This window comes from Helicobacter acinonychis (assembly GCF_900461455.1).
GTDB classification, from domain to species: domain Bacteria; phylum Campylobacterota; class Campylobacteria; order Campylobacterales; family Helicobacteraceae; genus Helicobacter; species Helicobacter acinonychis.
On the sequence record NZ_UGIA01000001.1, the window covers coordinates 936,943 to 960,889 of the forward strand.

The following is a 23,947-nucleotide window of genomic DNA, read 5'->3' on the forward strand; positions in this document are numbered from 1 at the left end:
TAAAAATAGTTTTAGCTTAACGCAATTTTTTAACCGCTTTTTTCAAGCTATCTAGCAAATAATCAATATCGTTTATGGAATGCGTGAAGTGTAAGCTCACTCTAAGCCATCCAGGTTTAGTATTAAAATCGCTTGACTTTTGGGCGTTAAGATTCAATAAATCATGCCCATAAGGCCCTGCACAAGAGCAACCTGCCCGAGTTTCAATAGCGTATTCATAACTTAAAACTCTCGCTAAATCATAAGGCGAAATCCCTCCAATATTAAAAGCCACCACCCCCACACGATGTGCTGTTAAATTCCCATAAATATTGATGGCGGGCAAGTCTTTTAAACCATGCATAAGCACTCTTAAAAGGTTATTTTCTTTCTTATGGATAAAGTCCAAACCGCATTCATCTCTTAATTGATACGCCAAAGCGCTCCTATAAAATTGCAACAACCCTGGCGTGCCAAACTCTTCTCTCAAAGGCAATTCATCAATAAATTCATGCCTTGTATGGTTAGCGTATTTAATCACACCCCCTGCACTAAAACTCGGAGCGATTTGAGTGTCAATCAAATCTTTAGAAATACCCAAAAGACCACACCCCCCAACACCCCCTAAAAGCTTATGAGGGGCATAAAAACCGGTTTTATATTCGCAATCTTTAGGGTTAGCATGCGTGCTAAAATTCGCTAAATCCAAAGCTAAAGTAGCTTGGTATTTCTTACACAATAATGAAACTTCTTTTAAGGGCGTAAGCAACCCAGTTACATTAGAAGCTGCACTTATAGAAACCAAACTATTGGGGGATTTTTTTAAATGTTGCTCTAAAATTTCTAAATCCAATAAGCCATGCCCATTTAAAGGGATACGCACCACTTCACACAAGCCTTCACGCCAGCTAATTTCATTGGAATGATGCTCATAAGGCCCTACAATCACACGCTTTAAAGCCATATCCTTTAAATACGGCTCTAAATTCTTCTTTGTTTTTGAAGGGATACACACCCCTAAAATTTCTTGAAATTTCTTAATCGCTGAGCTCGCCCCATACCCTGCACTCAAAACGCAATGATCTTCGCTTAAATTTAAAGAGCACTTTAACCTCTCTTGACACTCATTTAAAAGCATACCCATTAAAATCGCATGTTTAGAAGCGATAGAATGAGGGTTCGCATAATAAGGCAGTAGAGATTTCACGCGCTTTTCCACTAAAGCACTCGCTAAACCTGAAGCCCCCCAGTCAAAATAAGACACCCCTTTTTTTAAAATAATACTAGATTTAACCTGCTCTAAAGGGCTTTCGTTAGGGTTAAGTAAGGGAGCGAAACTCCTATTTAAAAACGCTTGCACAAAACACCACCAACGCTTTTAATGTTTATCCCCACTTAAAATATGAAAATGCAAATGCATCACCTCCTGCCCTGCGTTTTTACCCACATTGGTTAAAAGCTTGTAACCATTCTCCTTAATGCCCAATTTTTCCACCACTTCAAAAATAAAACTTGTCATTTGCGCCATAAGCTCTGGAGTGATGCCATTAAAATCTTGAATGCTTTTTTTAGGGATCACTAACGCATGCACTTTAGCTTTAGGGTTAATATCATAAAAGGACAAAAAATGCTCGTTTTCTAAAATTTTAGAACAAGGAAGTTCGCCCTTAATTATCTTTTCAAACACATTCATATGCTTTTTGCTCCCTTTTAAGGTTTTTCTTTTATTAAAGTTGTATTATAGCTTTTTAAAATAAAATATAAGGATAGGGATTGCACACCTTAATAGAGCGATTAGAAAAGGTTACTAATAACAAAGAATTAGAAGAAGTGCGCTTGAATGCTTTGGGTAAAAAAGGGGTTTTTGCGGATAAATTCAACCAACTTAAAAATCTAAACGGCGGAGAAAAAAACGCCTTTGCTAAAGAAATCCACCATTATAAACAAGCGTTTGAAAAAGCCTTTGAATTGAAAAAAAAGGCTATCATAGAGCTTGAGTTAGAAGAACGCTTGAAAAAAGAAAAAATTGATGTGAGTTTGTTTAACACTACCAAAACAAGCTCTTCTCACCCTTTAAATTACACTAAAAATAAAATCATTGAATTTTTTACCCCTTTAGGATACAAGCTTGAAATCGGCTCTTTAGTGGAAGATGATTTTCATAATTTTAGCGCTTTAAACTTGCCCCCTTACCATCCGGCAAGAGATATGCAAGATACTTTCTACTTTAAAGATCACAAACTTTTAAGGACCCACACTTCGCCTGTGCAAATCCACACCATGCAAGAACAAACCCCCCCCATTAAAATGATTTGTTTAGGCGAAACCTTTAGACGCGATTATGATTTGACCCACACGCCCATGTTCCATCAAATTGAAGGGCTTGTCGTGGATCAAAAAGGGAATATCCATTTCACGCATTTAAAGGGCGTGATAGAAGACTTTTTGCATTATTTCTTTGGGGGCGTGAAATTAAGGTGGCGCTCTAGCTTTTTCCCTTTCACAGAGCCAAGCGCTGAAGTGGATATTAGTTGTGTGTTTTGCAAGCAAGAAGGCTGTAGGGTTTGCTCGCATATGGGCTGGCTAGAAGTGTTAGGCTGTGGCATGGTCAATAATGCGGTGTTTGAAGCCATAGGGTATAAGGGCATGAGTGGGTTTGCCTTTGGCATGGGGATTGAAAGATTAGCCATGCTAACTTGTCAAATCAATGATTTACGCAGTTTCTTTGAAACTGATTTAAGGGTGTTGGAGGGTTTTTAATGAAACTAAGCGTTAATGATTTGAATGTTTTTGTCAATACGCCTAAAAATATAACCAAACTCTGTGAAAATTTGAGTTGCTTAGGTTTAGAAGTGGAGGGCTGTGTTTCTTGTGTCGCTCCTAAAAATGTGGTTGTGGGTAAGGTTTTAGAAAAAGCCTCTCATAAAAACGCCGAAAAACTCAGCGTGTGTCAAGTGGATATTGGCAAGGAAGTGTTGCAAATCGTGTGTGGGGCTAAAAATGTTGCACAAGATCAATTCGTGCCAGTCGCTTTGAATGGGGCGATAATAAGCTCAACAACAATCGCTCCAACTGAGATTAGGGGGGTTGAAAGCCATGGAATGATTTGTTCTAGCGCTGAATTAGGCTTTCCTAAAATCAATGATGGTATTTTAGAATTAGATGAGAGTGTTGGGGAGTTGGTCGTAGGGAAAGAATTGAGTGAATACGCCCCTTTCAACACGCATGTTTTAGAAATTTCATTAACCCCCAATCGTGGGGATTGCTTGAGTGTTTTAGGCGTTGCTAGAGAAATTAGCGCGTTTTATCGCGCGCCCCTAAAACCTATTAAGGCTTTAAATTTTACGCAAAAAAGCGATTCAATCGTGCTTGATATTGATGAAAATATCCAGTCGCATTTGGCTTATTATTTGATCCACAACCATTCTTTAAAAACCCCTTTAAACATCAAACTCTCACTCGCTCATAATAACGCCTTGAGTGAGAATGATCTAAAAAATTTCATAGAATTTAGCATGCATTTTAGTGGGGTAATAATGAATATTTATTATTTGAACGCTTATAGCCTAAATACCCCTATTGATTTAAGCGTCAAAAACGATGAAAACAACCTTGAAAGCGTTTATATTAATCATCAAAAACTCTCCACTATCGCTATCAAGCATCAAAATCAAGACAATTTAAGCGAGTATTTGCTTTTAGAAGCGAGTTATACCGATCCTATTAGCCTGTCTTTAAGGTTACACGCCCTAAAAAACAAAACGCTTCAAAAAGACAACGCCCTTATTTATAGAAGCACTAGGGGGAGCAACCCTAATTTATTAGATGGCTTGAATTTTTTAAGCACCCATTTAAAAACCGCTATTTTGGAAAGCAAACAAACCAAGTATTCTTTAAAAAACCACGCCCTTACATTCAAAGTTGAAGACATTGCTGAAATTTTAGGGCTTGTTATAGAGGAAGAAACAATTCAAAGCGTTTTAAAAAATTTAGGCTTTGAAGTCAAAATAAAAGGGTCAAATATAGAAGTTATAACGCCCAACTTTAGGCATGATATTAAAACGATCCAAGATATTGCTGAAGAGATCTTACGCTTTTTAGGGATTGATAATTTGATTTCTAAACCCCTTCATTGTGTTAGCAGTAAAAATTCAAACCCCCATTATGAAACGCACCGCTTTTTTGAAAACCTTAAACACAAGGCTCTTGCTTGCGGTTTTAAAGAAGTGATCCATTATGTGTTTTATTCTAAAGAAAAACAACAAAAATTGGGCTTTGAGATTTTAGAAGATCCCCTAGAATTACAAAACCCTATCACAACGGAGTTAAACACTCTTAGAACGAGTCTTGTTTGCGGGCTTTTAGACGCAAGCTTAAGGAATAAAAATTTAGGGTTTAAAAGCATAGCTTTGTATGAAAAGGGAAGCGTGTATAATTCTAAAAGAGAAGAAATCCAAAAACTAGGCTTTTTAGCGAGCGGCTTACAAACTAAAGAAAGTTACCCTTATGCCAAAGGCAAGGCGTGGGATTTTTACTCTTTTGCCGAATGCGTTTCAAAAATTGTAGGGGATTTTAGCTTGGAAAAACTAGACACTAAAACCCCCATTAACCACCCCTACCAGAGCGCTAAAATCATTCAAAATAATGAAGTAATAGGCGTAATCGCCAAAATCCACCCTAAAGTTATCCAAGAATTGGATTTATTGGAAAGCTATTATGCTGAAATAGACGCTTCTAAACTCAAGCACCCTACCATGTTATTAAAACCCTTTAGCATTTACCCTAGCAGTGTGAGGGATTTGACTCTCATCATTGATGAGGATACCGCTTTTAATAAAATTAAAAAAGCTCTAAAAGACGCTCAAATCCCTAATTTAAGCGAAATTCTACCCCTTGATATTTTTAAAGAAAACAATAACGCAATAGCTTTAAGCGTGCGTTGCATGATCCATTCTTTAGAAAAAACCCTAAATGATGAAGAGGTCAATTTAGCCGTGCAAAGAGTACTAGAAATTTTAGAAAAAAATTTTAACGTCCGCCTCAAAGGATAAGATAAAGGATAGTATTTGATAGAGCTTGATATTAACGCTAGCGACAAATCGCTCTCACACAGAGCCGTCATTTTTAGTCTGCTTGCCAAAAAGCCTTGTTTTGTGCGGAATTTTTTAATGGGAGGAGATTGTTTAAGTTCTTTAGAAATCGCTCAAAATTTAGGGGCTAGAGTAGAGAATATCGCCAAAAATTCTTTTAAGATCACGCCCCCATGGGCCTTAAAAGAGCCTAGAAAGATTTTAAATTGTAACAATTCTGGCACTAGCATGCGTTTATACAGTGGGCTTTTAAGCGCTCAAAAAGGGCTTTTTGTTTTAAGTGGGGACAATTCCCTAAATTCACGCCCCATGAAAAGAATCATTGAGCCTTTAAAGGCTTTTGGGACAAAAATTTTGGGGAGAGAGGATAACCATTTCGCCCCTTTAGTGATCTTAGGGAGTCCTTTAAAAGCTTGCGATTATGAAAGCCCTATCGCTTCAGCCCAAGTCAAAAGCGCTTTTATTTTAAGTGCCTTGCAAGCTCAAGGCACAAGCACCTATAGAGAAAGCGAGCTTAGCCGTAACCACACAGAAATCATGCTTAAAAGTTTAGGAGCTAATATTAAAGATCAGGACGGCGTTTTAAAAATTTCGCCCCTAGAAAAACCCCTAGAAGCTTTTGATTTTAAGATAGCCAATGATCCGTCTAGTGCATTTTTTTTCGCTCTCGCTTGCGCTATTCTGCCAAAAAGCCGCCTTCTTTTAAAAAATGTCCTACTCAATCCCACTCGCATAGAAGCTTTTGAAGTTTTGAAAAAAATGGGCACTCATATAGAGTGTGTTATCAAGTCCAAAGATTTAGAAATTATAGGCGATATTTATATAGAACATGCCCTTTTAAAAGCGATCACTATTGATCAAAATATCGCTAGTCTTATTGATGAAATCCCCGCTTTAGGTATCGCTATGCTTTTTGCAAAAGGTAAAAGCGTGGTCAAAAACGCTAAAGATTTACGATCTAAAGAAAGCGATAGGATCAAAGCACTTATTTCTAACCTCAAAGCTTTAGGAATTGAATGCGAAGAATTTGAAGACGGATTTTATATAGAGGGATTAGAAGATATAAGCCAGTTAAAGCAGCGCTTTTCTCAAATTAAACCCCCTATTATTAAAAGCTTTAATGACCACAGGATCGCGATGAGTTTTGCTATTTTAACCTTAATGCTGCCTTTAGAAATTGATAATTTAGAATGTGCAAACATTTCTTTCCCGCAATTCAAGCGTTTGCTCAATTTATTTAAAAAAGGGAGTCTCCATGGAAATTAAAATGGCTAAGGATTATGGTTTTTGTTTTGGTGTCAAAAGAGCGATACAGATCGCTGAAAAAAATCAAAATAGCCTGATTTTTGGCTCGCTCATCCATAACGCTAAAGAAATCAATCGTTTGGAAAAAAACTTCAATGTGAAAATTGAAGAAGATCCTAAAAAAATCCCTAAAGACAAGAGCGTGATCATAAGAACCCATGGCATTCCCAAGCAAGATTTAGAATATTTGAAAAATAAGGGGGTAAAAATCACTGATGCGACCTGTCCGTATGTGATCAAACCCCAACAAATCGTAGAATCCATGAGTAAAGAGGGGTATCAGATCGTGCTTTTTGGGGATATTAACCACCCTGAAGTCAAGGGCGTGATTAGCTATGCCACTAATCAAGCTTTAGTAGTCAATTCTTTAGAAAAATTGCAAGAAAAAAAGCTCCAACGAAAAGTGGCTCTAGTCTCTCAAACCACCAAACAAACCCCAAAACTCTTACAAATCGCTTCTTATTTGGTTGAAAAATGCACTGAAGTGCGTATTTTTAACACGATCTGCAACGCCACTTCCTACAACCAAAAAGCCGCTTTGGATTTGAGTAAAGAAGTGGATATTATGATAGTCGTGGGCGGTAAAACTTCTTCAAACACCAAACAGCTCTTAAGCATCGCCAAACAGCATTGTAAAGACAGCTACTTGGTAGAAGATGAAAACGAATTGGAAATGGCGTGGTTTAAGGATAAAAAATTGTGCGGAATTACCGCTGGGGCTTCCACGCCGGATTGGATTATAGAAAATGTCAAGCAAAAAATTAGCACGATTTAACACATTTTGAAATTTTTCTTTAAAAAAACAGCTAATTGTTGGTTTTTAAACGATTTTGTAAGTCAAAAAAAGATACAATGATCTTAAGGATTTTATATTTAGTACATAAGGCAGTCAATGAGCAAGCTAGCAGATCATCAGTATTTTAATGACGAGGAGGAAGACTTCGCAAAACTTTTAGAAAAAGAAGAAGCCCTAGAAAAGGGCACCATCAAAGAAGGGTTAATCGTTTCCATCAATGAGAATGATGGTTATGCCATGGTGAGCGTGGGCGGTAAGACAGAAGGTCGTTTGGCTTTGAGTGAGATCAAAGATGAAAAGGGGCAGTTGTTGTATCAAAAAAATGACCCCATTGTCGTGCATGTCTCTGAAAGAGGCGAACGCCCTAGCGTTTCTTACAAAAAAGCGATCTCCCAACAGAAAGTTCAAGCTAAAATTGAAGAATTAGGCGAAAATTACGAAAACGCCATTATTGAGGGCAAGATTGTAGGCAAGAATAAAGGGGGTTATATCGTGGAGTCTCAAGGCGTGGAGTACTTTCTCTCCCGCTCGCACTCTTCTTTAAAAAATGACGCAAACCATATCGGTAAGTGCATTAAAGCGTGCATCATTCGTGTGGATAAAGAAAACCACTCTATCAATATTTCTCGCAAACGATTCTTTGAGGTTAATGACAAACGACAGCTTGAAATTTCTAAAGAATTGTTAGAATCTGCAGAGCCGGTGTTAGGGATTGTGCGGCAGATCGCCCCTTTTGGCGTTTTTGTAGAAGCTAAAGGGATCGAAGGTCTAGTCCATTATTCTGAAATCAGCCATAAGGGTCCGGTAAATCCTGAGAAATACTACAAAGAGGGCGACGAAGTCTATGTCAAAGCTATCGCTTATGATGAAGAAAAAAGGCGTCTTTCGCTATCCATAAAAGCGACCATAGAAGACCCATGGGAAGAGATCCAAGGCAAATTAAAATCCGGATACGCCATTAAGGTGGTGGTGAGCAATATTGAACATTATGGGGTGTTTGTGGATATTGGGAATGATATTGAAGGCTTTTTGCATGTTTCTGAAATCTCTTGGGATAAAAATGTCAGCCACCCTAACACCTACTTGAGTTTGGGGCAAGAGATTGATGTAAAAATCATTGATATTGATCCTAAAAACCGTCGCTTAAGGGTTTCTTTAAAACAACTCACCAACAGACCCTTTGATGTTTTTGAAACTAAATATCAAGTGGGAGATGTTATAGAGGGCAAAGTAGCGACTCTAACGGATTTTGGGGCGTTTTTAAATTTGGGTGGGGTGGATGGTTTGCTCCACAACCACGACGCTTTTTGGGATAAAGATAAAAAATGCAAAGACCACTATAAAATTGGCGATGTGATCAAAGTGAAAATCCTTAAAATCAACAAAAAAGATAAAAAGGTTTCTTTGAGTGCGAAACACTTGCTCACTTCCCCCACGGAAAAATTCGCTCAAAAGCATAAAATGGATAGCGTGATCCAAGGCAAAGTGGTGAGTATCAAGGATTTTGGCGTCTTTATCCATGCTGATGGCATTGATGTGTTGATTAAAAATGAAGATTTAAACCCCTTGAAAAAAGATGAAATTAAAATGGGGCAAGAAATCACTTGCGTGGTTGTTGCGATTGAAAAGTCTAACAACAAAGTGCGTGCTTCTGTGCATAGGCTAGAGCGTAAAAAAGAAAAAGAAGAATTGCAAGCCTTTAACACGAACAATGATAAAATGACTTTAGGGGATATTCTTAAAGAAAAACTCTAGAGACTTGATTTAAAAACATGGGAATGGCATGAGATTTAAGAGTGTTGTTGCTTTTATCTCTTTAGCTGCCGCTCTTGGCGTTTTAGCCTATTTGTTTTTGAGCGTTAAAAAAGAAATCCCCACCGTCTCTTTTATAAACAAAAACCCATCTCAAACAGAAAAAAGCCATGACATTAACCTAGAAGAAACCCCTAATAACCCTAATGAAAGTGCTAATAACCCCCATAACGAAGAAACCCATAACAACACCCTTTCTCAAAACCTTGATGCACAAGATTCCATCAATTACCCTGTCATAGAACATCATTTTGAAGTCCCTTTTGAAGAGGGAAAAAGGGAATATTCAAAGCTTATCATTAAGGATTTAAAGGATTATCAATTCTTGTGCTTGAAAGAAATCCTCAAAAAAGAACAAATTGATTACGCTTATGATAACACCAACAACCAATCTAATCTCATCGTCTATTTAGATGAAAATAAAAAAGAACGCTTTTTAGCTGATTTAGACTACTATAAAATACGCTATCATGCTGTTTTTTAAATTCAAAGGATAAAAATGTATCAAGTAGCCATTTGCGACCCCATCCATGCCAAAGGCATTCAAATTTTAGAAGCTCAAAAAGATATTGTTTTGCATGATTATTCCAAATGCTCTAAAAATGAGCTTTTAGAAAAACTCATTCCTATGGATGCACTCATCACTCGTAGCATGACCCCTATCACAAGCGATTTTTTAAAGCCTCTAACCCATTTAAAATCCATTGTAAGAGCGGGTGTAGGAGTGGATAATATTGATTTAGAAAGTTGCTCTCAAAAAGGCATTGTAGTGATGAATATCCCTACCGCTAACACGATCGCCGCTGTGGAATTGACCATGGCGCATTTAATTAATGCGGTGCGATTGTTTCCTTGTGCGAATGATCAAATCAAACACCAAAGGCTATGGAAGAGAGAAGATTGGTATGGAACGGAATTGAAAAATAAAAAGCTAGGCATTATTGGTTTTGGGAATATTGGCTCTAGGGTGGGCATTAGAGCAAAAGCGTTTGAAATGGAAGTTCTAGCCTATGACCCTTATATCCCTTCTTCAAAAGCCACTGATTTAGGAGTCATTTACACAAAAAATTTTGAAGATATTTTACAATGCGACATGATCACTATCCACACCCCTAAAAATAAAGAAACCATTAACATGATAGGCACTAAAGAGATTGAACGCATGAAAAAAGGGGTTATCTTGATCAATTGCGCTAGGGGTGGGCTTTATAGTGAAGACGCTCTTTATGAAGCTTTAGAAACTAAAAAAGTGCGTTGGCTTGGCATTGATGTTTTTTCTAAAGAGCCAGGTATTCATAACAAGCTTTTAGACTTGCCTAATGTTTATGCGACCCCCCATATTGGTGCAAACACTTTAGAATCCCAAGAAGAAATTTCCAAGCAAGCCGCCCAAGGGGTTATGGAATCTTTAAGGGGTTCAAGCCATCCGCATGCCCTAAATTTACCCATGCAAGCTTTTGATGCCAGCACTAAAGCCTACTTGAATTTAGCTCAAAAACTAGGTTATTTTTCCAGTCAAATCCATAAGAGCGTGTGCCAAAAGATTGATTTTAGTCTTTGTGGAGAGATCAATCAATTTAAAGACGCTCTTGTTGCTTTCATGTTAGTGGGGGTATTAAAACCCATTGTAGGGGATAAAATCAATTACATTAACGCCCCCTTTGTAGCCAAAGAAAGAGGCATTGAAATCAAGGTTAGCCTTAAAGAAAGTGCTTTACCTTATAAAAACATGCTCTCTTTAACCCTAAATGCAACTAATGGTGCGATCAGCGTGAGCGGCACGGTGTTTGAAGAGGATATTTTAAAACTCACTGAGATTGATGGGTTTCATATTGATATAGAGCCAAAGGGCAAAATGCTTTTATTTAGGAATACGGATATTCCAGGCGTTATCGGAAGCGTGGGGAATGTATTTGCTAGACATGGCATTAATATCGCTGACTTTCGTTTGGGGCGCAACACGCAAAAAGAAGCCCTAGCGCTCATTATTGTAGATGAAGAGGTTTCTTTGGAAGTTTTAGAAGAGCTTAAAAACATTCCTGCGTGTTTAAGCGTTCATTATGTGGTTATTTAAGCATGCGAGATTTTGTAAAGCTTTTAAAAGAGCATAATGAATTAGAAATCATTGACGCTCCCCTTGAAGTGGATTTAGAAATCGCTCATTTGGCTTATATAGAAGCGAAAAAACCTAATGGAGGCAAAGCTCTCTTATTCACGCACCCCATAAGAAAAGAGCGTAATCAAATCAAAACCTTTGACATGCCTATTTTAATGAACGCTTTTGGCTCATTCAAACGCTTAGAGCTTTTATTAAAAACCCCCATAGAGGATTTGCAACAACGCATGCAAGCTTTCTTGCACTTTAGTGCTCCTAAAAATTTCGCTGAAAGTTTGAAAGTCTTAAAGGATTTATGGGCTTTAAGACACATTTTCCCTAAAAAAACCGCTCGCCCTAAAAACCTCATCACCAAACAAAACGAAGAGGTTAATCTATGGGATCTACCTGTTTTAAAAACTTGGGAAAAAGATGGTGGGGCTTTCATCACTATGGGGCAAGTCTATACCCAAAGCCTAGATAATAAAAAAAAGAATTTAGGCATGTATCGTTTGCAAGTTTATGATAAAAACCATTTAGGCTTGCATTGGCAAATCCATAAAGACTCCCAACTCTTTTTCCACGAATACGCTAAAGCTAAAGTCAAAATGCCTGTAAGCATTGCGATTGGTGGGGATTTGCTCTATACATGGTGTGCTACTGCCCCCCTACCTTATGGTATTTATGAGCTCATGCTCTATGGGTTTATTAGAGAGAAAAAAGCACAAGTGATGCCATGTTTGAGTAATCCTTTAAGCGTGCCAAAAGATTGCGACATTGTGATAGAGGGGTTTGTGGATTGCGAAAAGCTAGAGCTTGAAGGGCCTTTTGGGGATCACACTGGCTATTATACCCCCATTGAGCCTTACCCTATTTTAGAAGTCAAAACCATTAGTTGCAAAAAAGATTCCATTTATTTAGCCACCGTAGTGGGTAAGCCCCCTTTAGAAGACAAATACATGGGGTATTTGACTGAACGCTTATTCTTGCCTTTGCTAAAAACCAACGCCCCCAATCTTATAGACTATTACATGCCAGAAAATGGGGTGTTTCATAATTTGATTTTAGCTCAAATACACACGCACTACAACGCCCATGCCAAACAAGTCATGCATGCTTTTTGGGGGGTGGGGCAAATGAGTTTTGTCAAACATGCGATTTTTGTCAATGAAGACGCTCCCAATTTAAGAGACACCAACGCTATCATTGAGTATGTATTAGAAAATTTTTCTAAAGAAAACGCGCTCATCTCTCAAGGCGTGTGTGATGCATTAGATCATGCAAGCCCTGAATACGCTATGGGGGGGAAACTTGGTATTGATGCGACCTCTAAAAGCAATACCCCCTACCCCACGCTTTTAGATGACAATGCCCTATTGGCACTTTTACAAGATAAAATGCCAAATATCATTCTTTTGAAACAATACTATCCGCACACTCGTAACCCTATTTGTGTGATTAGCGTGGAAAAGAAAGATAAAAGCATCATTGAATTGGCTAAAAACTTGTTAGGTTTTGAAGAATATTTACGCATTGTGGTGTTTGTAGAGCATACAAGCAACGATTTGAATAACCCCTACATGTTATTGTGGCGCGTTGTTAATAATATTGACGCGCAGCACGATATTCTCACCTCTAAACATTGCTTTTTTATAGACGCTACCAATAAGGGCATTATGGACAAACATTTTAGAGAATGGCCCACAGAAACGAATTGCTCTATGGAAGTCATAGAGAATCTAAAAAAGAAAGGGTTTTTAAAGGATTTTGAAAAGTTGAATCAAAAATTCCATCTCACGCATTCTTTTAGCACCCATAAAGAAGAACTATAAAGAAGATCTATGATAGATTATCGCCAAAAAATTGATTTTCTCATTGCAAAAATAGAAAAAGCACGCATCGCCTATTCAAGACACCATATTGTAAAAATCGTGGCTATTTCAAAAAACGCTCCCCTAGAAGCCATCCAGCATTACTACAATTGCTCTCAAAGGGCTTTTGGAGAAAATAAAGTTCAAGATTTAAAAACTAAAATGCACTATTTAGAACATTTGCCCCTTGAGTGGCACATGGTAGGCTCTTTACAAGAAAATAAGATCAACACGCTTTTAAGTTTAAAACCCGCCCTTTTGCATTCTTTAGACTCTTTAGAACTCGCTTTAAAAATAGAAAAGCGTTGCAAAACCCTAGGTGTAACCTTAAACGCCCTTTTACAGGTTAATAGCGCGTATGAAAAAAGTAAAAGTGGGGTAAGACCTGAAGAAACGCTAGATTTTTATTCTCAAATCAGTAAAACTTGCAAACATATCAAGCTTAAGGGGCTTATGTGTATAGGAGCACACACTGATGATGAAGCAAAAATTGAAAAATCCTTTATAATGACCAAAAAACTTTTTGATCAACTAAAGAATGCGAGCATCCTTTCAATGGGCATGAGTAATGATTTTGAATTAGCGATTGCTTGCGGAGCAAATCTTTTAAGGATTGGCTCTTTTTTGTTTAAAGAGTGAGGTGCTAGAAATTTTTACGCTTGAAAGTGGGGCTGTTTTTATCTCTGATGCACATTTTTTACCTAAAAGCCCTTATTTAATCAATACGCTTAAAGAACTTTTATGCATTAAACCCCCACAAGTCTTTTTTATGGGCGATATTTTCCATGTCCTTGTGGGCTATTTACCCCTAGATGAAGAGCAACAAACAATCATTGATTTGATTAACGCTTTAAGCGAAATCGTGCAAGTTTTTTATTTTGAAGGCAACCATGATTTTTCCATGCGTTTTGTTCTCAGCCCTAAAGTGGTTATTTTTGAGCGCCACAACCAGCCCGCATTATTCCAATACCACAACAAACGCTTTTTACTAGCCCATGGGGATTTGTTCATCACTAAAGCGTATGAATTTTACATCACGCAACTCACTTCCACTTGGGCGAGATTTTTTCTAACTTTTTTAAATTTAATGAGTTTTAAAACCTTATACCCCTTTTTGAAAAAACTCATCTATAAAAAACCCATCCGCCTTTGGGAATTAGAGCCACAACCATTGCAAGCCTTTATTAATCAGCGCTTAAAAGCCTATCAAAACTATATCAAAGATCTTAAAGGAATTAACGGAATTGATGGGATTATAGAGGGGCATTTTCATCTCAAAAGCGATATAAAAACCCCCTTGAGTGCACCTATTTATTGCCCACTGCCCTCTTTTTATTACAAACAAAGCCTTTTTAAGGTATCATCAAGCATTTTAGAATCATCTCACAATAAGGACGCCTAAATCATGGCAGAAAAAATGGCTAACGCTTTAAAATTAAGCGAAATAGAGCTCGTGGATTTTCGTATTTATGGCATGCAAGAGGGTGTCCCTTATGAGGGGATTTATGGCATCAATGTAGCCAAAGTCCAAGAAATCATCCCCATGCCCACCCTTTTTGAATACCCCACGAATTTGGATTATATTATCGGCGTGTTTGACTTACGCTCCACGATCATTCCGCTTATTGACTTGGCTAAATGGATAGGGATTGTTCCAGATAAAAGCAAGGAAAATGAAAAAATTGTCATTATTGCGGAGTTTAATAATGTTAAATTGGGTTTTTTAGTCCATTCAGCTAGGCGTATCAGACGCATTAGTTGGAAAGATGTAGAGCCTGCAACCTTTAGTGCATCCAATAGTATCCATAAAGAAAATATCACCGGTACCACGCGCATTGAAAACGATAAAACCTTGCTCATTTTGGATTTAGAAAGCATTTTAGACGATTTAAAGCTTAATGAAAACGCTAACAAAACAGAGAATTTTACCCCTAAAGAGCGTTTTGAAGGTGAAGTGTTGTTTTTAGATGATAGCAAAACGGCGAGAAAAACCTTAAAAAACCATTTGAGCAAATTGGGTTTTAATATCACTGAAGCCGTGGATGGGGAAGATGGGTTGAATAAATTAGAGATGTTATTCAAAAAATATGGGGACGATTTAAGAAATCATTTAAAATTCATTATTTCAGATGTTGAAATGCCTAAAATGGATGGCTATCATTTCTTATTCAAGCTCCAAAAAGACCCAAGGTTTGCTTATATCCCAGTGATTTTTAATTCTTCTATTTGCGATAATTATAGCGCTGAAAGGGCTAAAGAAATGGGGGCTGTGGCGTATTTAGTCAAGTTTGACGCAGAAAAATTCACCGAAGAAATTTCTAAGATTTTAGACAAGAATGCGTAATTCTTTTTATAAAATTGTAGAATACTCTTATCTCAAACGCTAAAAGGGGTTTTAAATGGATGATTTGCAAGAAATAATGGAAGACTTCTTGATTGAAGCCTTTGAAATGAATGAGCAGTTGGATCAGGATTTAGTGGAATTAGAGCATAATCCTGAAGATTTGGAATTACTCAATCGCATTTTTAGAGTCGCCCACACCATTAAAGGCTCTAGCTCGTTTTTGAATCTTAACATTCTCACGCACCTCACGCACAACATGGAAGATGTCTTAAATCGTGCCAGAAAAGGCGAGATCAAGATCACGCCTGATATTATGGATGTCGTGTTGCGCTCCATTGATTTGATGAAAACTTTGCTCGTAACGATTAGAGATACCGGCTCTGATAACAATAACGGCAAGGAAAATGAGATTGAAGAAGTGGTCAAACAACTTCAAGCCATTACAAGCCAAAATGCAGAGAGCGCTCAGGAAACTTTAGGAACTAAAGAAGCCCCCCAACAAGAAAATAAAGAAGAAATTAAAAAAGAAGCTCAACAAGAAACCAAAGAAAATAAAACCCCTACCACACAAAACCCCACAAGCGATAACCCATTAGCGGATGAGCCGGATTTGGATTACGCTAACATGAGCGCTGAAGAAGTGGAAGCCGAAATTGAACGGTTGCTTAACAAACGCCAAGAGGCCGATAAAGAACGAAGAGCCCAAAAAAAACAAGCTAACCCCAAACAAGAAGTTACACCAGCAAAAGAACCCCAAAAAACAGAAACTCCCAAAGCCCCTAAAACAGAAACTAAAGCCAAGGTTAAAACAGATAGAGAAGAAAATAAAGCCCCCTCTATTGGCGTGGAGCAAACCGTTAGGGTGGATGTGCGCCGATTAGATCATTTGATGAATCTAATTGGTGAGCTTGTTTTAGGTAAAAACCGCTTGATTAGGATTTATAGCGATGTGGAAGAGCGGTATGATGGGGAGAAATTTTTAGAGGAATTAAACCAGGTGGTTTCTTCTATTTCAGCAGTAACGACAGACTTGCAGCTTGCAGTGATGAAAACACGAATGCAACCGGTGGGTAAGGTGTTTAACAAATTCCCTCGCATGGTAAGGGATTTGAGCCGAGAGTTAGGCAAGAGCATTGAATTAATCATTGAAGGCGAAGAAACCGAATTGGACAAATCTATTGTGGAAGAAATTGGCGATCCGCTCATTCATATTATCCGCAACTCATGCGATCATGGGATCGAGCCTTTGGAAGAAAGAAAAAGGCTTAACAAACCTGAAACCGGTAAAGTGCAATTGAGCGCGTATAATGAGGGTAACCACATTGTGATTAAAATCTCTGATGATGGTAAGGGGTTAGATCCTGCAATGCTTAAAGAAAAAGCGGTTGAAAAAGGGGTGATTAGCGAAAGAGATGCTGAAAGCATGAGCGATAGGGAAGCGTTTAACCTTATTTTCAAGCCAGGCTTTTCTACCGCAAAAGCCGTTTCTAATGTTTCAGGCAGAGGCGTGGGCATGGATGTGGTGAAAACCAATATTGAAAAGCTTAATGGGATCATTGAAATTGATTCAGAAGTGGGGGTAGGCACGACTCAAAAGCTTAAAATCCCTCTCACTCTAGCTATCATTCAAGCTTTACTCGTGGGCGTTCAAGAAGAATATTACGCTATCCCACTTTCTTCAGTTTTAGAAACCGTGCGCATCATTCAGGATGAAATTTACACCGTTGATGGCAAGAGTGTGTTGCGCTTAAGAAATGAGGTGCTTTCTTTGGTGCGCCTTTCTGATATTTTTAAAGTGGATGCTATTTTTGAATCCAGTGCTGATGTGTATGTGGTCATCATTGGCTTGGCTGATCAAAAAATTGGCGTGATCGTGGATTATTTGATCGGTCAAGAAGAAGTGGTCATCAAATCTTTAGGCTATTATCTTAAAAACACCAAAGGTATTGCCGGTGCTACGGTGAGAGGTGATGGGAAAATCACTCTCATTGTAGATGTAGGGGCGATGATGGATATGGCAAAAAGCATCAAAGTCAATATCACTAATTTGATGAATGAATCAGAAAACACGAAAAACAAAAATTCTCCTAGCGACTATGTCGTCTTAGCGATTGATGACAGCAGCACGGACAGAGCGATTATCCGCAAATGTTTAAAACCATTAGGTATCACGCTTTTAGAGGCCACCAATGGGTTAGAGGGATTAGAAATGCTTAAAAGTGGCGATAAGATTCCGGACGCTATTTTAGTGGATATTGAGATGCCCAAAATGGATGGCTACACTTTCGCTTCTGAAGTGCGCAAATACAATAAATTCAAAAACTTGCCTTTGATTGCGGTCACTAGTCGGGTGACTAAAACCGACAGGATGCGTGGCGTTGAATCGGGCATGACTGAATACATCACTAAACCTTATAGCGGTGAGTATTTAGCGAGCGTAGTGAAGCGCAGCATTAAATTAGAAGGAGGCCAATCATGAGCGATCCATTGAAAGATTTATTTGAAAAACAAAAAGAAGCCAACACCAACCCCAAGCAAGAAGATAATGAAGAAGTCTTGCAATTCATTGGCTTTATTATCGGCGATGAAGAGTATGCCATTCCTATTTTGAATATTTTAGAGATTGTCAAACCCATCGGCTACACACGAGTTCCTGAAACGCCAAACTATGTGCTTGGCGTGTTCAATTTAAGGGGTAATGTCTTCCCTTTGATTAACTTGCGCTTGAAATTTGGCTTGAAAGCGGAAAAACAAAATAAAGACACTCGTTACTTGGTGGTGCGCCATAACGACCAGATCGCTGGGTTTTTCATTGATCGCTTGACTGAAGCCATTCGCATCAAACAAACGGATATTGACCCTGTGCCAGAGACTTTGAGCGATAACAACAATCTAACTTATGGTATTGGGAAGCAAAACGACCGATTGGTAACCATTTTAAGAGTGGAAGAAATCCTAAAAAAAGACTTTTAAAACTTCTAGCTTAAGCCCCTATCATGGGCTTTTAAACACTTGCTCTATTATCCTAGCGTTCATCAAAATTGACAATCCCATGCAAATTAGTTAAAGCGTTTTGATGGGATAGGACCAATAAAAATTATCAAAAAAGATTGCACTCAATCGTTTCTTTTTCTTTTTTCTTACCATTTAGTGTTGCTTTTTTTAAAAAATTTCATACTTTTTGCATTTTTTTGCATTTTCTTGTTTACTTTGCAAAAATTTTGATTTAAAAACGATTAGTCTCCTATTTTAGGGGTTTCTTTAGGATTATTGGATGGCAATAACTCCCTTTTTTCCCTTATTGTTCTGTTTAAAAGTATTACTTTCTTAAAAAAGTTAATAACAAAATGTGTTATGATTGCCTCGCCTTTAAATTTTATTCACAAGGAGAAAAGATGAGATTAACTCCCAAAGAGCAAGAAAAATTCTTGTTGTATTATGCAGGAGAAGTTGCCAGAAAGCGTAAAGCTGAAGGCTTGAAACTCAACCACCCAGAAGCCATTGCCTATGTTAGTGCACACATCATGGATGAAGCAAGGCGTGGTAAAAAAACGGTGGCTGATTTGATGCAAGAGTGCATGCACTTTTTGAAAAAAGATGAGGTCATGGAAGGCGTGGGGAATATGATTCCTGATTTAGGCGTAGAAGCTTGTTTCCCTGATGGCACTAAACTTGTCACAGTGAATTGGCCTGTAGAGCCTGATAACCATAAAGCAGGGGAAATCAAATTTGGTAGCGATGAAGACATTGAAATCAACGCCCACAAGCAAGCTAACGCTATTAAGCTTAAAGTGAAAAACAACGGCACAAGATCGTTGCATGTAGGTAGCCATTTCCATTTCTTTGAAGCGAACAGAGCTTTAGAATTTGACAGAGAAAAAGCTTATGGCAAACGATTGGATATTCCTAGCGGTAACACTTTAAGGATTGGTGCGGGCGAAACTAAAGAAGTGACTTTGATTGATATTGGAGGCTCTAAAAAAGTGATAGGCATGAATGGGCTTACAAACAATATCGCCAATGAACGCCACAAACCTTTTGCGATAGAAAACGCTAAAAAACATGGATTTTTAAAATAAGGAGTTTGTTATGAAAATGAAAAAACTTGATTATGTCAATACTTACGGACCCACTAAAGGGGATAAAGTAAGATTGGGCGATACAGAGCTTTGGGCAGAAGTAGAGCATGATTATACCATCTATGGCGAAGAGTTGAAATTTGGTGCAGGCAAGACCATTAGAGAAGGCATGGGGCAAAGCAACAGCCATGATGAAAACACTTTGGATTTAGTGATCACCAACGCTCTTATTATTGACTATACCGGCATTTATAAGGCTGATATTGGGATTAAAAACGGCAAGATTGCAGGCATTGGGAAAGCAGGCAATAAGGACATGCAAGATGGTGTTAGCCCTAATTTAGTCGTAGGCGTGGGCACAGAAGCTTTAGCAGGAGAAGGCATGATAGTTACCGCTGGTGGGATTGATAGCCACACGCATTTTTTAAGCCCTCAACAATTCCCCACAGCTCTAGCTAATGGCGTAACCACTATGTTTGGTGGCGGAACTGGTCCGGTAGATGGCACGAATGCGACCACCATCACTCCAGGGGAATGGAATATCCACAGAATGTTAAGAGCCGCTGAAGAATACGCCATGAATGTGGGCTTTTTAGGGAAAGGGAATTCTTCAAGCAAAACCCAATTGGTGGAACAAATTGAAGCTGGGGTTATAGGCTTTAAATTGCATGAGGATTGGGGCACGACTCCTAGCGCAATTAACACATGCTTAAGCGTCGCTGATGAATACGATGTGCAAGTGTGCATCCACACAGACACCGTGAATGAAGCTGGGTATGTGGAAAACACGCTCAATGCGATGAATGGGCGTGCCATCCATGCATACCACATTGAAGGGGCAGGCGGAGGACATAGCCCAGATGTTATCACTATGGCCGGTGAAGAAAACATCCTACCCAGTTCCACCACCCCAACTATTCCTTATACCATAAATACGGTTGCAGAACACTTAGATATGCTAATGACCTGCCACCATTTGGACAAAAAGATCCGAGAGGATTTACAATTTTCACAAAGCCGTATCCGCCCAGGCAGTATTGCAGCTGAAGATGTTTTGCATGACAATGGCATGATTGCTATGACAAGCTCTGACTCTCAAGCGATGGGAAGAGCAGGCGAAGTCGTTCCAAGAACTTGGCAAACCGCTGATAAAAACAAGAAAGAGTTTGGTCCTTTAAAAGAAGACGCTCAAAATGGGAATGACAATTTCCGCATCAAACGCTACATTTCTAAATACACCATTAACCCTGCTATTACGCATGGCGTGAGCGAATACATTGGCTCTGTGGAAGCAGGAAAGATCGCTGATTTAGTCGTGTGGAATCCGGCCTTTTTTGGGGTGAAACCTAAAATCATCATTAAAGGCGGTTTGGTCGTATTCTCTGAAATGGGCGATAGCAACGCATCTGTGCCAACCCCTCAACCTGTTTATTACAGAGAAATGTTTGGTCATCATGGAAAGGCTAAATTTGACACGAGCATCACTTTTGTCAATAAGCTCGCTTATGAAAAGGGCATTAAAGAAAAGCTTGGATTGGAAAGAAAGGTATTGCCCATCAAAAATGTGCGCAATATCACTAAAAAAGACTTTAAGTTCAACAACACCACAGGAAAACTCACCGTTGACCCTAAAAGCTTTGAAGTCTTTTTGGAGGGCAAACTTTGCACTTCCAAGCCAGCGAGCGAATTGCCTTTAGCGCAACGATACACTTTCTTTTAGAAAAAACGCTTCCTTAAGGGATATTTTCCTTAAGGGAGTTTAAAAACTCTGCATCTTTTATTTTTGTCAAATAAGATCGGTATGGAATATATAGTCAGGCTTCAGGTGGACGCGGTAGTATTCTTTGATCGCTTTATCGTAAGCGTATCGGCTTTTAGGCGTGAAGTTGAGCATGCCTTCTACCCAGTGGTTGGGCGCGATCACCTGCCCGTCATGCAAGATGATGGGCAAGTCTTCAAACCCTCCGCTCCCGAATATCTTTTTAGGGTCAAAATTCCGCGCGATGCTTTGGATCTGTTCTTCGTTCATGGCGGTGCGCTTTTGCGTGCCTCCTGTAGTGAAACTGGGCTTTAGATCTTTTGCATTCACGATCGCGTAGTCTAAGTCGTAAATCTCTCTTTCGTTCAAGCGCACCCGACTCTTAGGGATGCTCGCTAAAATCTGTGTGGGGATATCCTCTCCCACTTCTATCTTAGTCTGGCTTTCAAGGTTACCGGCGTTGCCGCGCTCGTGTTCTAATTTGCGTTTTAAGGCTTCTTTCCTTTTAGCTTCTTGTTCTTTGGCTTTTAAAAATTCCTGTTCGCTTTCTTGTGCTTCTCGTTCTAACTTCGCAAGCTTTTCGGCGTTAGCTTGTTTGTGGGGGGATAAATTTGGAGTTTCTGGTGTCAATTCGTTAGGGTTTTCTGGTTTTTTTAATAAAGACTCTTGCGTTTTAAGCGCGTTTGCGCTAGGATGGGGTTCAAGGCTTGAGATGCTATAGTTGATGCCATCTCTGTAATCGTTAGAGAGTGTCGCAATGGTCTCTGACTCCCTTAAAACCTTTTCATCTCTTTCAAAACTTGTAATCATATGATGATTTTTTAAAGGCGTATTTCCTTTTTGACTACTTAAACCCACTTCAATATCATTATATCTTATGGTCGCATGCCCAATATAATCATCATCTTTAATACCTTTCTCTATCACTTCTGGTATTTGTTTTAATAATTCATTAGTCCTTTCTTTGGCTTGTTCTGGTGTCAATCCTAACCTTTTGTATTGTTTTTCTCTCTTTTCTGATATATGAGCTAAACCATATCCGTTGCTGTCTTTAGTCTTAGCTGTCCCCCACACGAAATCAATCCCCCCTAAATCGTCCCTATACGCTGCACCTGCAACTTGCCCGTTCTTTTCTTGCAAGAGTTTCTCTAACGCTTCTTTAGGCCTTAAAGCAAACTCAGGGTAATCAAGTCTTAGAATGTAGCAAAAAATATTAGAAACCCTTACAAAACAAGCTAATATATTCTATTCAATTCACTTCAAGGACAAACAAACATGAAAAAACTTCTTTCTATCCTACTCGCGCTTTTTTTAATCATTTTTTTAGTGCCCTATCTTATTCTTTTTACAGAATGGGGGAATAAAATCATCGCTTCATACATAGAGAAAAAAATCAACCCGAACGAGCGCTACTTGAGCGTTAAAACTTTCACATTAAGACTCAACTCTTTAGACTTTAAAGCCCAAGCAAACGACAATTCCACGCTCATTCTTAAGGGGAATTTCTCACTCCTAAAGCAAAGCGTGGATTTGAATTACCATATAGATATTAAGGATTTACGCTCTTTTAAAGATTTGATGCACTACCCTTTAAGGGGGGCTATCGCTACTTCTGGGAGCATTAAGGGGTATAGAAAAGCCCTTGTGATTCAAGGCGTCTCTAATGCTGCTCAATCTAACACTTCCTACAACGCCCTTTTAAATGATTTCAAACTCTCTCGCTTAAATTTGAATACGCAAGACGCTGATTTAAAAGATTTGCTTTATTTATTCAATCGCCCCGCTTATGCGAACGCAAAAGTGTCCTTACAAGCGGATTTCAACTCTCTAAAGCCTTTAGAAGGGCATTTGACGCTAACAGCCAACAACGCTTTAATCAATAACGCCCTAATCAATCAAATTTTTCATTTAAACCTTAAAGACACGCTTGTTTTCAACCTCTCGCACTCAAGCGATTTTAAAGGGCAACAAGCCATCAGCGATACCACCCTTACTAGCCCTTTAGCTCATTTCAAAGCCCTAAAAAGCGAATATTCTTTTCCCACTTTAAAACTCAACGCCCCCTACACTTTGGAAATCCCCAATCTAGCCAAACTCCAAAACATTACCAACCACCCCTTAAAAGGGTCTTTGACTTTAAAGGGCGATATAGAGCAAAGCCCTAAACTTTTAAAAGTCAGTGGCCATTCAAATTTATTAGATGGCGTGCTGGATTTCACGCTTTTAAATAAAGATCTAAAGGCTCGTTTTTCCAATATTTCCACTTTAAAAGCCTTAGATTTACTCTATTATCCTAAGTTTTTCCAATCCAATGCAGACGCTAACTTGGATTATGACCTTAGCACCAAGCAAGGCGTATTGAAAGCCCACCTTAAAAATGCAAAATTCCTCAAAAATTCATTCAGCGATTTCCTCTACGCCATTTCTAAATTTGATATTACTAAAGAAATCTATAACAATGTCAGTTTGACAAGCCAAATCAACCAACAACGCCTGCTCTCTAATTTGAACTTAAAAAGCCCTTTAACCCAATTAAAAATCAATAATGGTTTATTGGATTTAGACACCAAGCAAATGGACATGCTCATGGATGCAGAAATTTCTAAATTTATTTTTAAAATGAAACTTCAAGGCAACATGCACCAACCTAAATTTTCCCTCATTTTAAATGAAAAAGCCATCCAACAAAACCTGCAACAAGGTTTAAAAGAAATCCTAAAAAACGACACTCTTAAAAAAGGTTTAGACCATTTGCTCAAAGATAATAAGCTCAAAGAAAAGCTTGAAAAAGGACTTAAGGGGCTTTTTTAACCTATT

Annotated in this window: 18 protein-coding genes and 1 pseudogene; 16 read left to right on the plus strand and 3 right to left on the minus strand. The window is 38.5% G+C overall.

Translation table 11 applies throughout. From position 1 onward, the window contains the following. Positions 1–16: 16 nt before the first annotated feature. Positions 17–1,339, minus strand: a complete 1,323-nt coding sequence (locus DYI00_RS04495; RefSeq protein WP_011577408.1) for an aminotransferase class V-fold PLP-dependent enzyme — start codon at positions 1,337–1,339, stop codon at positions 17–19. 18 nt (positions 1,340–1,357) lie between these two features. Beyond that, on the minus strand, positions 1,358–1,672 hold the full coding sequence (locus DYI00_RS04500) for a histidine triad nucleotide-binding protein (RefSeq protein WP_011577407.1): 315 nt from the start codon (positions 1,670–1,672) through the stop codon (positions 1,358–1,360). Between the two features lie 80 nt (positions 1,673–1,752). Here DYI00_RS04500 and pheS point away from each other — a divergent pair, with 80 nt between their 5' ends. The 15 genes from pheS (at position 1,753) to ureB (ending at position 21,091) form a co-directional block, all read left to right on the plus strand. Next, the gene (gene pheS / locus DYI00_RS04505; protein ID WP_011577406.1) at positions 1,753–2,739 is read left to right on the plus strand and encodes a phenylalanine--tRNA ligase subunit alpha; all 987 of its coding nucleotides are present in this window, start codon (positions 1,753–1,755) and stop codon (positions 2,737–2,739) included. Next, on the plus strand, positions 2,739–5,030 hold the full coding sequence (gene pheT, locus DYI00_RS04510; RefSeq protein WP_011577405.1) for a phenylalanine--tRNA ligase subunit beta: 2,292 nt from the start codon (positions 2,739–2,741) through the stop codon (positions 5,028–5,030). The genes pheS and pheT overlap by 1 nt, the downstream gene beginning before the upstream one ends. Before the next feature lie 15 nt (positions 5,031–5,045). Further along, complete coding sequence (aroA, locus tag DYI00_RS04515; protein ID WP_011577404.1) at positions 5,046–6,335, plus strand: 3-phosphoshikimate 1-carboxyvinyltransferase; 1,290 nt, start codon at positions 5,046–5,048, stop codon at positions 6,333–6,335. Beyond that, a complete protein-coding gene (locus DYI00_RS04520) occupies positions 6,325–7,149 on the plus strand; it encodes a 4-hydroxy-3-methylbut-2-enyl diphosphate reductase (RefSeq protein WP_041600179.1) in 825 nt (274 codons plus the stop codon). The genes aroA and DYI00_RS04520 overlap by 11 nt, the downstream gene beginning before the upstream one ends. 117 nt (positions 7,150–7,266) lie before the next feature. Beyond that, positions 7,267–8,925 carry a 30S ribosomal protein S1 gene (locus DYI00_RS04525; RefSeq protein WP_011577402.1) on the plus strand — a complete coding sequence of 553 codons (1,659 nt, stop codon included), beginning with the start codon at positions 7,267–7,269 and terminating at the stop codon, positions 8,923–8,925. A 28-nt stretch (positions 8,926–8,953) separates the two neighbouring features. Then, complete coding sequence (locus DYI00_RS04530) at positions 8,954–9,466, plus strand: hypothetical protein (protein ID WP_011577401.1); 513 nt, start codon at positions 8,954–8,956, stop codon at positions 9,464–9,466. Positions 9,467–9,481: 15 nt separating this feature from the next. Further along, entirely contained in the window at positions 9,482–11,056 is a 1,575-nt protein-coding gene (serA, locus tag DYI00_RS04535; protein WP_011577400.1) for a phosphoglycerate dehydrogenase, read from the plus strand. A gap of 2 nt (positions 11,057–11,058) precedes the next feature. Next, on the plus strand, positions 11,059–12,909 hold the full coding sequence (locus DYI00_RS04540; protein WP_011577399.1) for a menaquinone biosynthesis decarboxylase: 1,851 nt from the start codon (positions 11,059–11,061) through the stop codon (positions 12,907–12,909). 9 nt (positions 12,910–12,918) lie between these two features. Then, positions 12,919–13,587, plus strand: coding sequence for a YggS family pyridoxal phosphate-dependent enzyme (locus DYI00_RS04545; RefSeq protein ID WP_011577398.1), 669 nt, complete (start codon positions 12,919–12,921; stop codon positions 13,585–13,587). Between the two features lies 1 nt (position 13,588). Beyond that, complete coding sequence (locus DYI00_RS04550; protein ID WP_011577397.1) at positions 13,589–14,350, plus strand: UDP-2,3-diacylglucosamine diphosphatase; 762 nt, start codon at positions 13,589–13,591, stop codon at positions 14,348–14,350. A 3-nt stretch (positions 14,351–14,353) separates the two neighbouring features. Continuing rightward, positions 14,354–15,292: a chemotaxis protein CheV3 gene (gene cheV3, locus DYI00_RS04555; RefSeq protein WP_011577396.1), complete on the plus strand. Its 939-nt coding sequence runs from the start codon at positions 14,354–14,356 to the stop codon at positions 15,290–15,292. A gap of 55 nt (positions 15,293–15,347) precedes the next feature. Continuing rightward, positions 15,348–17,771 (plus strand): chemotaxis histidine kinase/response regulator CheAY2, encoded by a 2,424-nt coding sequence (gene cheAY2, locus DYI00_RS04560; RefSeq protein ID WP_011577395.1) that lies wholly within the window; start codon positions 15,348–15,350, stop codon positions 17,769–17,771. Then, complete coding sequence (gene cheW, locus DYI00_RS04565; RefSeq protein ID WP_011577394.1) at positions 17,768–18,265, plus strand: chemotaxis protein CheW; 498 nt, start codon at positions 17,768–17,770, stop codon at positions 18,263–18,265. The genes cheAY2 and cheW overlap by 4 nt, the downstream gene beginning before the upstream one ends. Positions 18,266–18,687: 422 nt before the next feature. Continuing rightward, the gene (gene ureA, locus DYI00_RS04570; RefSeq protein WP_011577393.1) at positions 18,688–19,371 is read left to right on the plus strand and encodes an urease subunit alpha; all 684 of its coding nucleotides are present in this window, start codon (positions 18,688–18,690) and stop codon (positions 19,369–19,371) included. A 10-nt stretch (positions 19,372–19,381) separates the two neighbouring features. After that, positions 19,382–21,091 (plus strand): urease subunit beta, encoded by a 1,710-nt coding sequence (ureB, locus tag DYI00_RS04575; protein ID WP_011577392.1) that lies wholly within the window; start codon positions 19,382–19,384, stop codon positions 21,089–21,091. 93 nt (positions 21,092–21,184) lie between these two features. Here ureB and DYI00_RS04580 read toward each other — a convergent pair. Beyond that, positions 21,185–22,318 (minus strand): annotated as a pseudogene (locus DYI00_RS04580) (DUF3519 domain-containing protein); the annotation flags it as partial. An 87-nt stretch (positions 22,319–22,405) separates the two neighbouring features. Between DYI00_RS04580 and DYI00_RS04585 the strand changes: the two are divergent. Next, a complete protein-coding gene (locus tag DYI00_RS04585; RefSeq protein WP_104709333.1) occupies positions 22,406–23,941 on the plus strand; it encodes a hypothetical protein in 1,536 nt (511 codons plus the stop codon). The last annotated feature ends 6 nt before the right edge of the window (positions 23,942–23,947 follow it).

Excerpts from the sequence above, each read along its gene's own strand:
- DYI00_RS04500 (WP_011577407.1), bottom strand. The coding sequence starts at position 1,672 with ATGAATGTGTTTGAAAAGATAATTAAGGGCGAACTTCCTTGTTCTAAA.
- pheT (WP_011577405.1), top strand. The coding sequence starts at position 2,739 with ATGAAACTAAGCGTTAATGATTTGAATGTTTTTGTCAATACGCCTAAA.
- DYI00_RS04520 (WP_041600179.1), top strand. The coding sequence starts at position 6,325 with ATGGAAATTAAAATGGCTAAGGATTATGGTTTTTGTTTTGGTGTCAAA.
- DYI00_RS04525 (WP_011577402.1), top strand. The coding sequence starts at position 7,267 with ATGAGCAAGCTAGCAGATCATCAGTATTTTAATGACGAGGAGGAAGAC.
- DYI00_RS04530 (WP_011577401.1), top strand. The coding sequence starts at position 8,954 with ATGAGATTTAAGAGTGTTGTTGCTTTTATCTCTTTAGCTGCCGCTCTT.
- serA (WP_011577400.1), top strand. The coding sequence starts at position 9,482 with ATGTATCAAGTAGCCATTTGCGACCCCATCCATGCCAAAGGCATTCAA.
- DYI00_RS04540 (WP_011577399.1), top strand. The coding sequence starts at position 11,059 with ATGCGAGATTTTGTAAAGCTTTTAAAAGAGCATAATGAATTAGAAATC.
- DYI00_RS04545 (WP_011577398.1), top strand. The coding sequence starts at position 12,919 with ATGATAGATTATCGCCAAAAAATTGATTTTCTCATTGCAAAAATAGAA.
- cheV3 (WP_011577396.1), top strand. The coding sequence starts at position 14,354 with ATGGCAGAAAAAATGGCTAACGCTTTAAAATTAAGCGAAATAGAGCTC.
- cheAY2 (WP_011577395.1), top strand. The coding sequence starts at position 15,348 with ATGGATGATTTGCAAGAAATAATGGAAGACTTCTTGATTGAAGCCTTT.
- cheW (WP_011577394.1), top strand. The coding sequence starts at position 17,768 with ATGAGCGATCCATTGAAAGATTTATTTGAAAAACAAAAAGAAGCCAAC.
- ureA (WP_011577393.1), top strand. The coding sequence starts at position 18,688 with ATGAGATTAACTCCCAAAGAGCAAGAAAAATTCTTGTTGTATTATGCA.
- ureB (WP_011577392.1), top strand. The coding sequence starts at position 19,382 with ATGAAAATGAAAAAACTTGATTATGTCAATACTTACGGACCCACTAAA.
- DYI00_RS04585 (WP_104709333.1), top strand. The coding sequence starts at position 22,406 with ATGAAAAAACTTCTTTCTATCCTACTCGCGCTTTTTTTAATCATTTTT.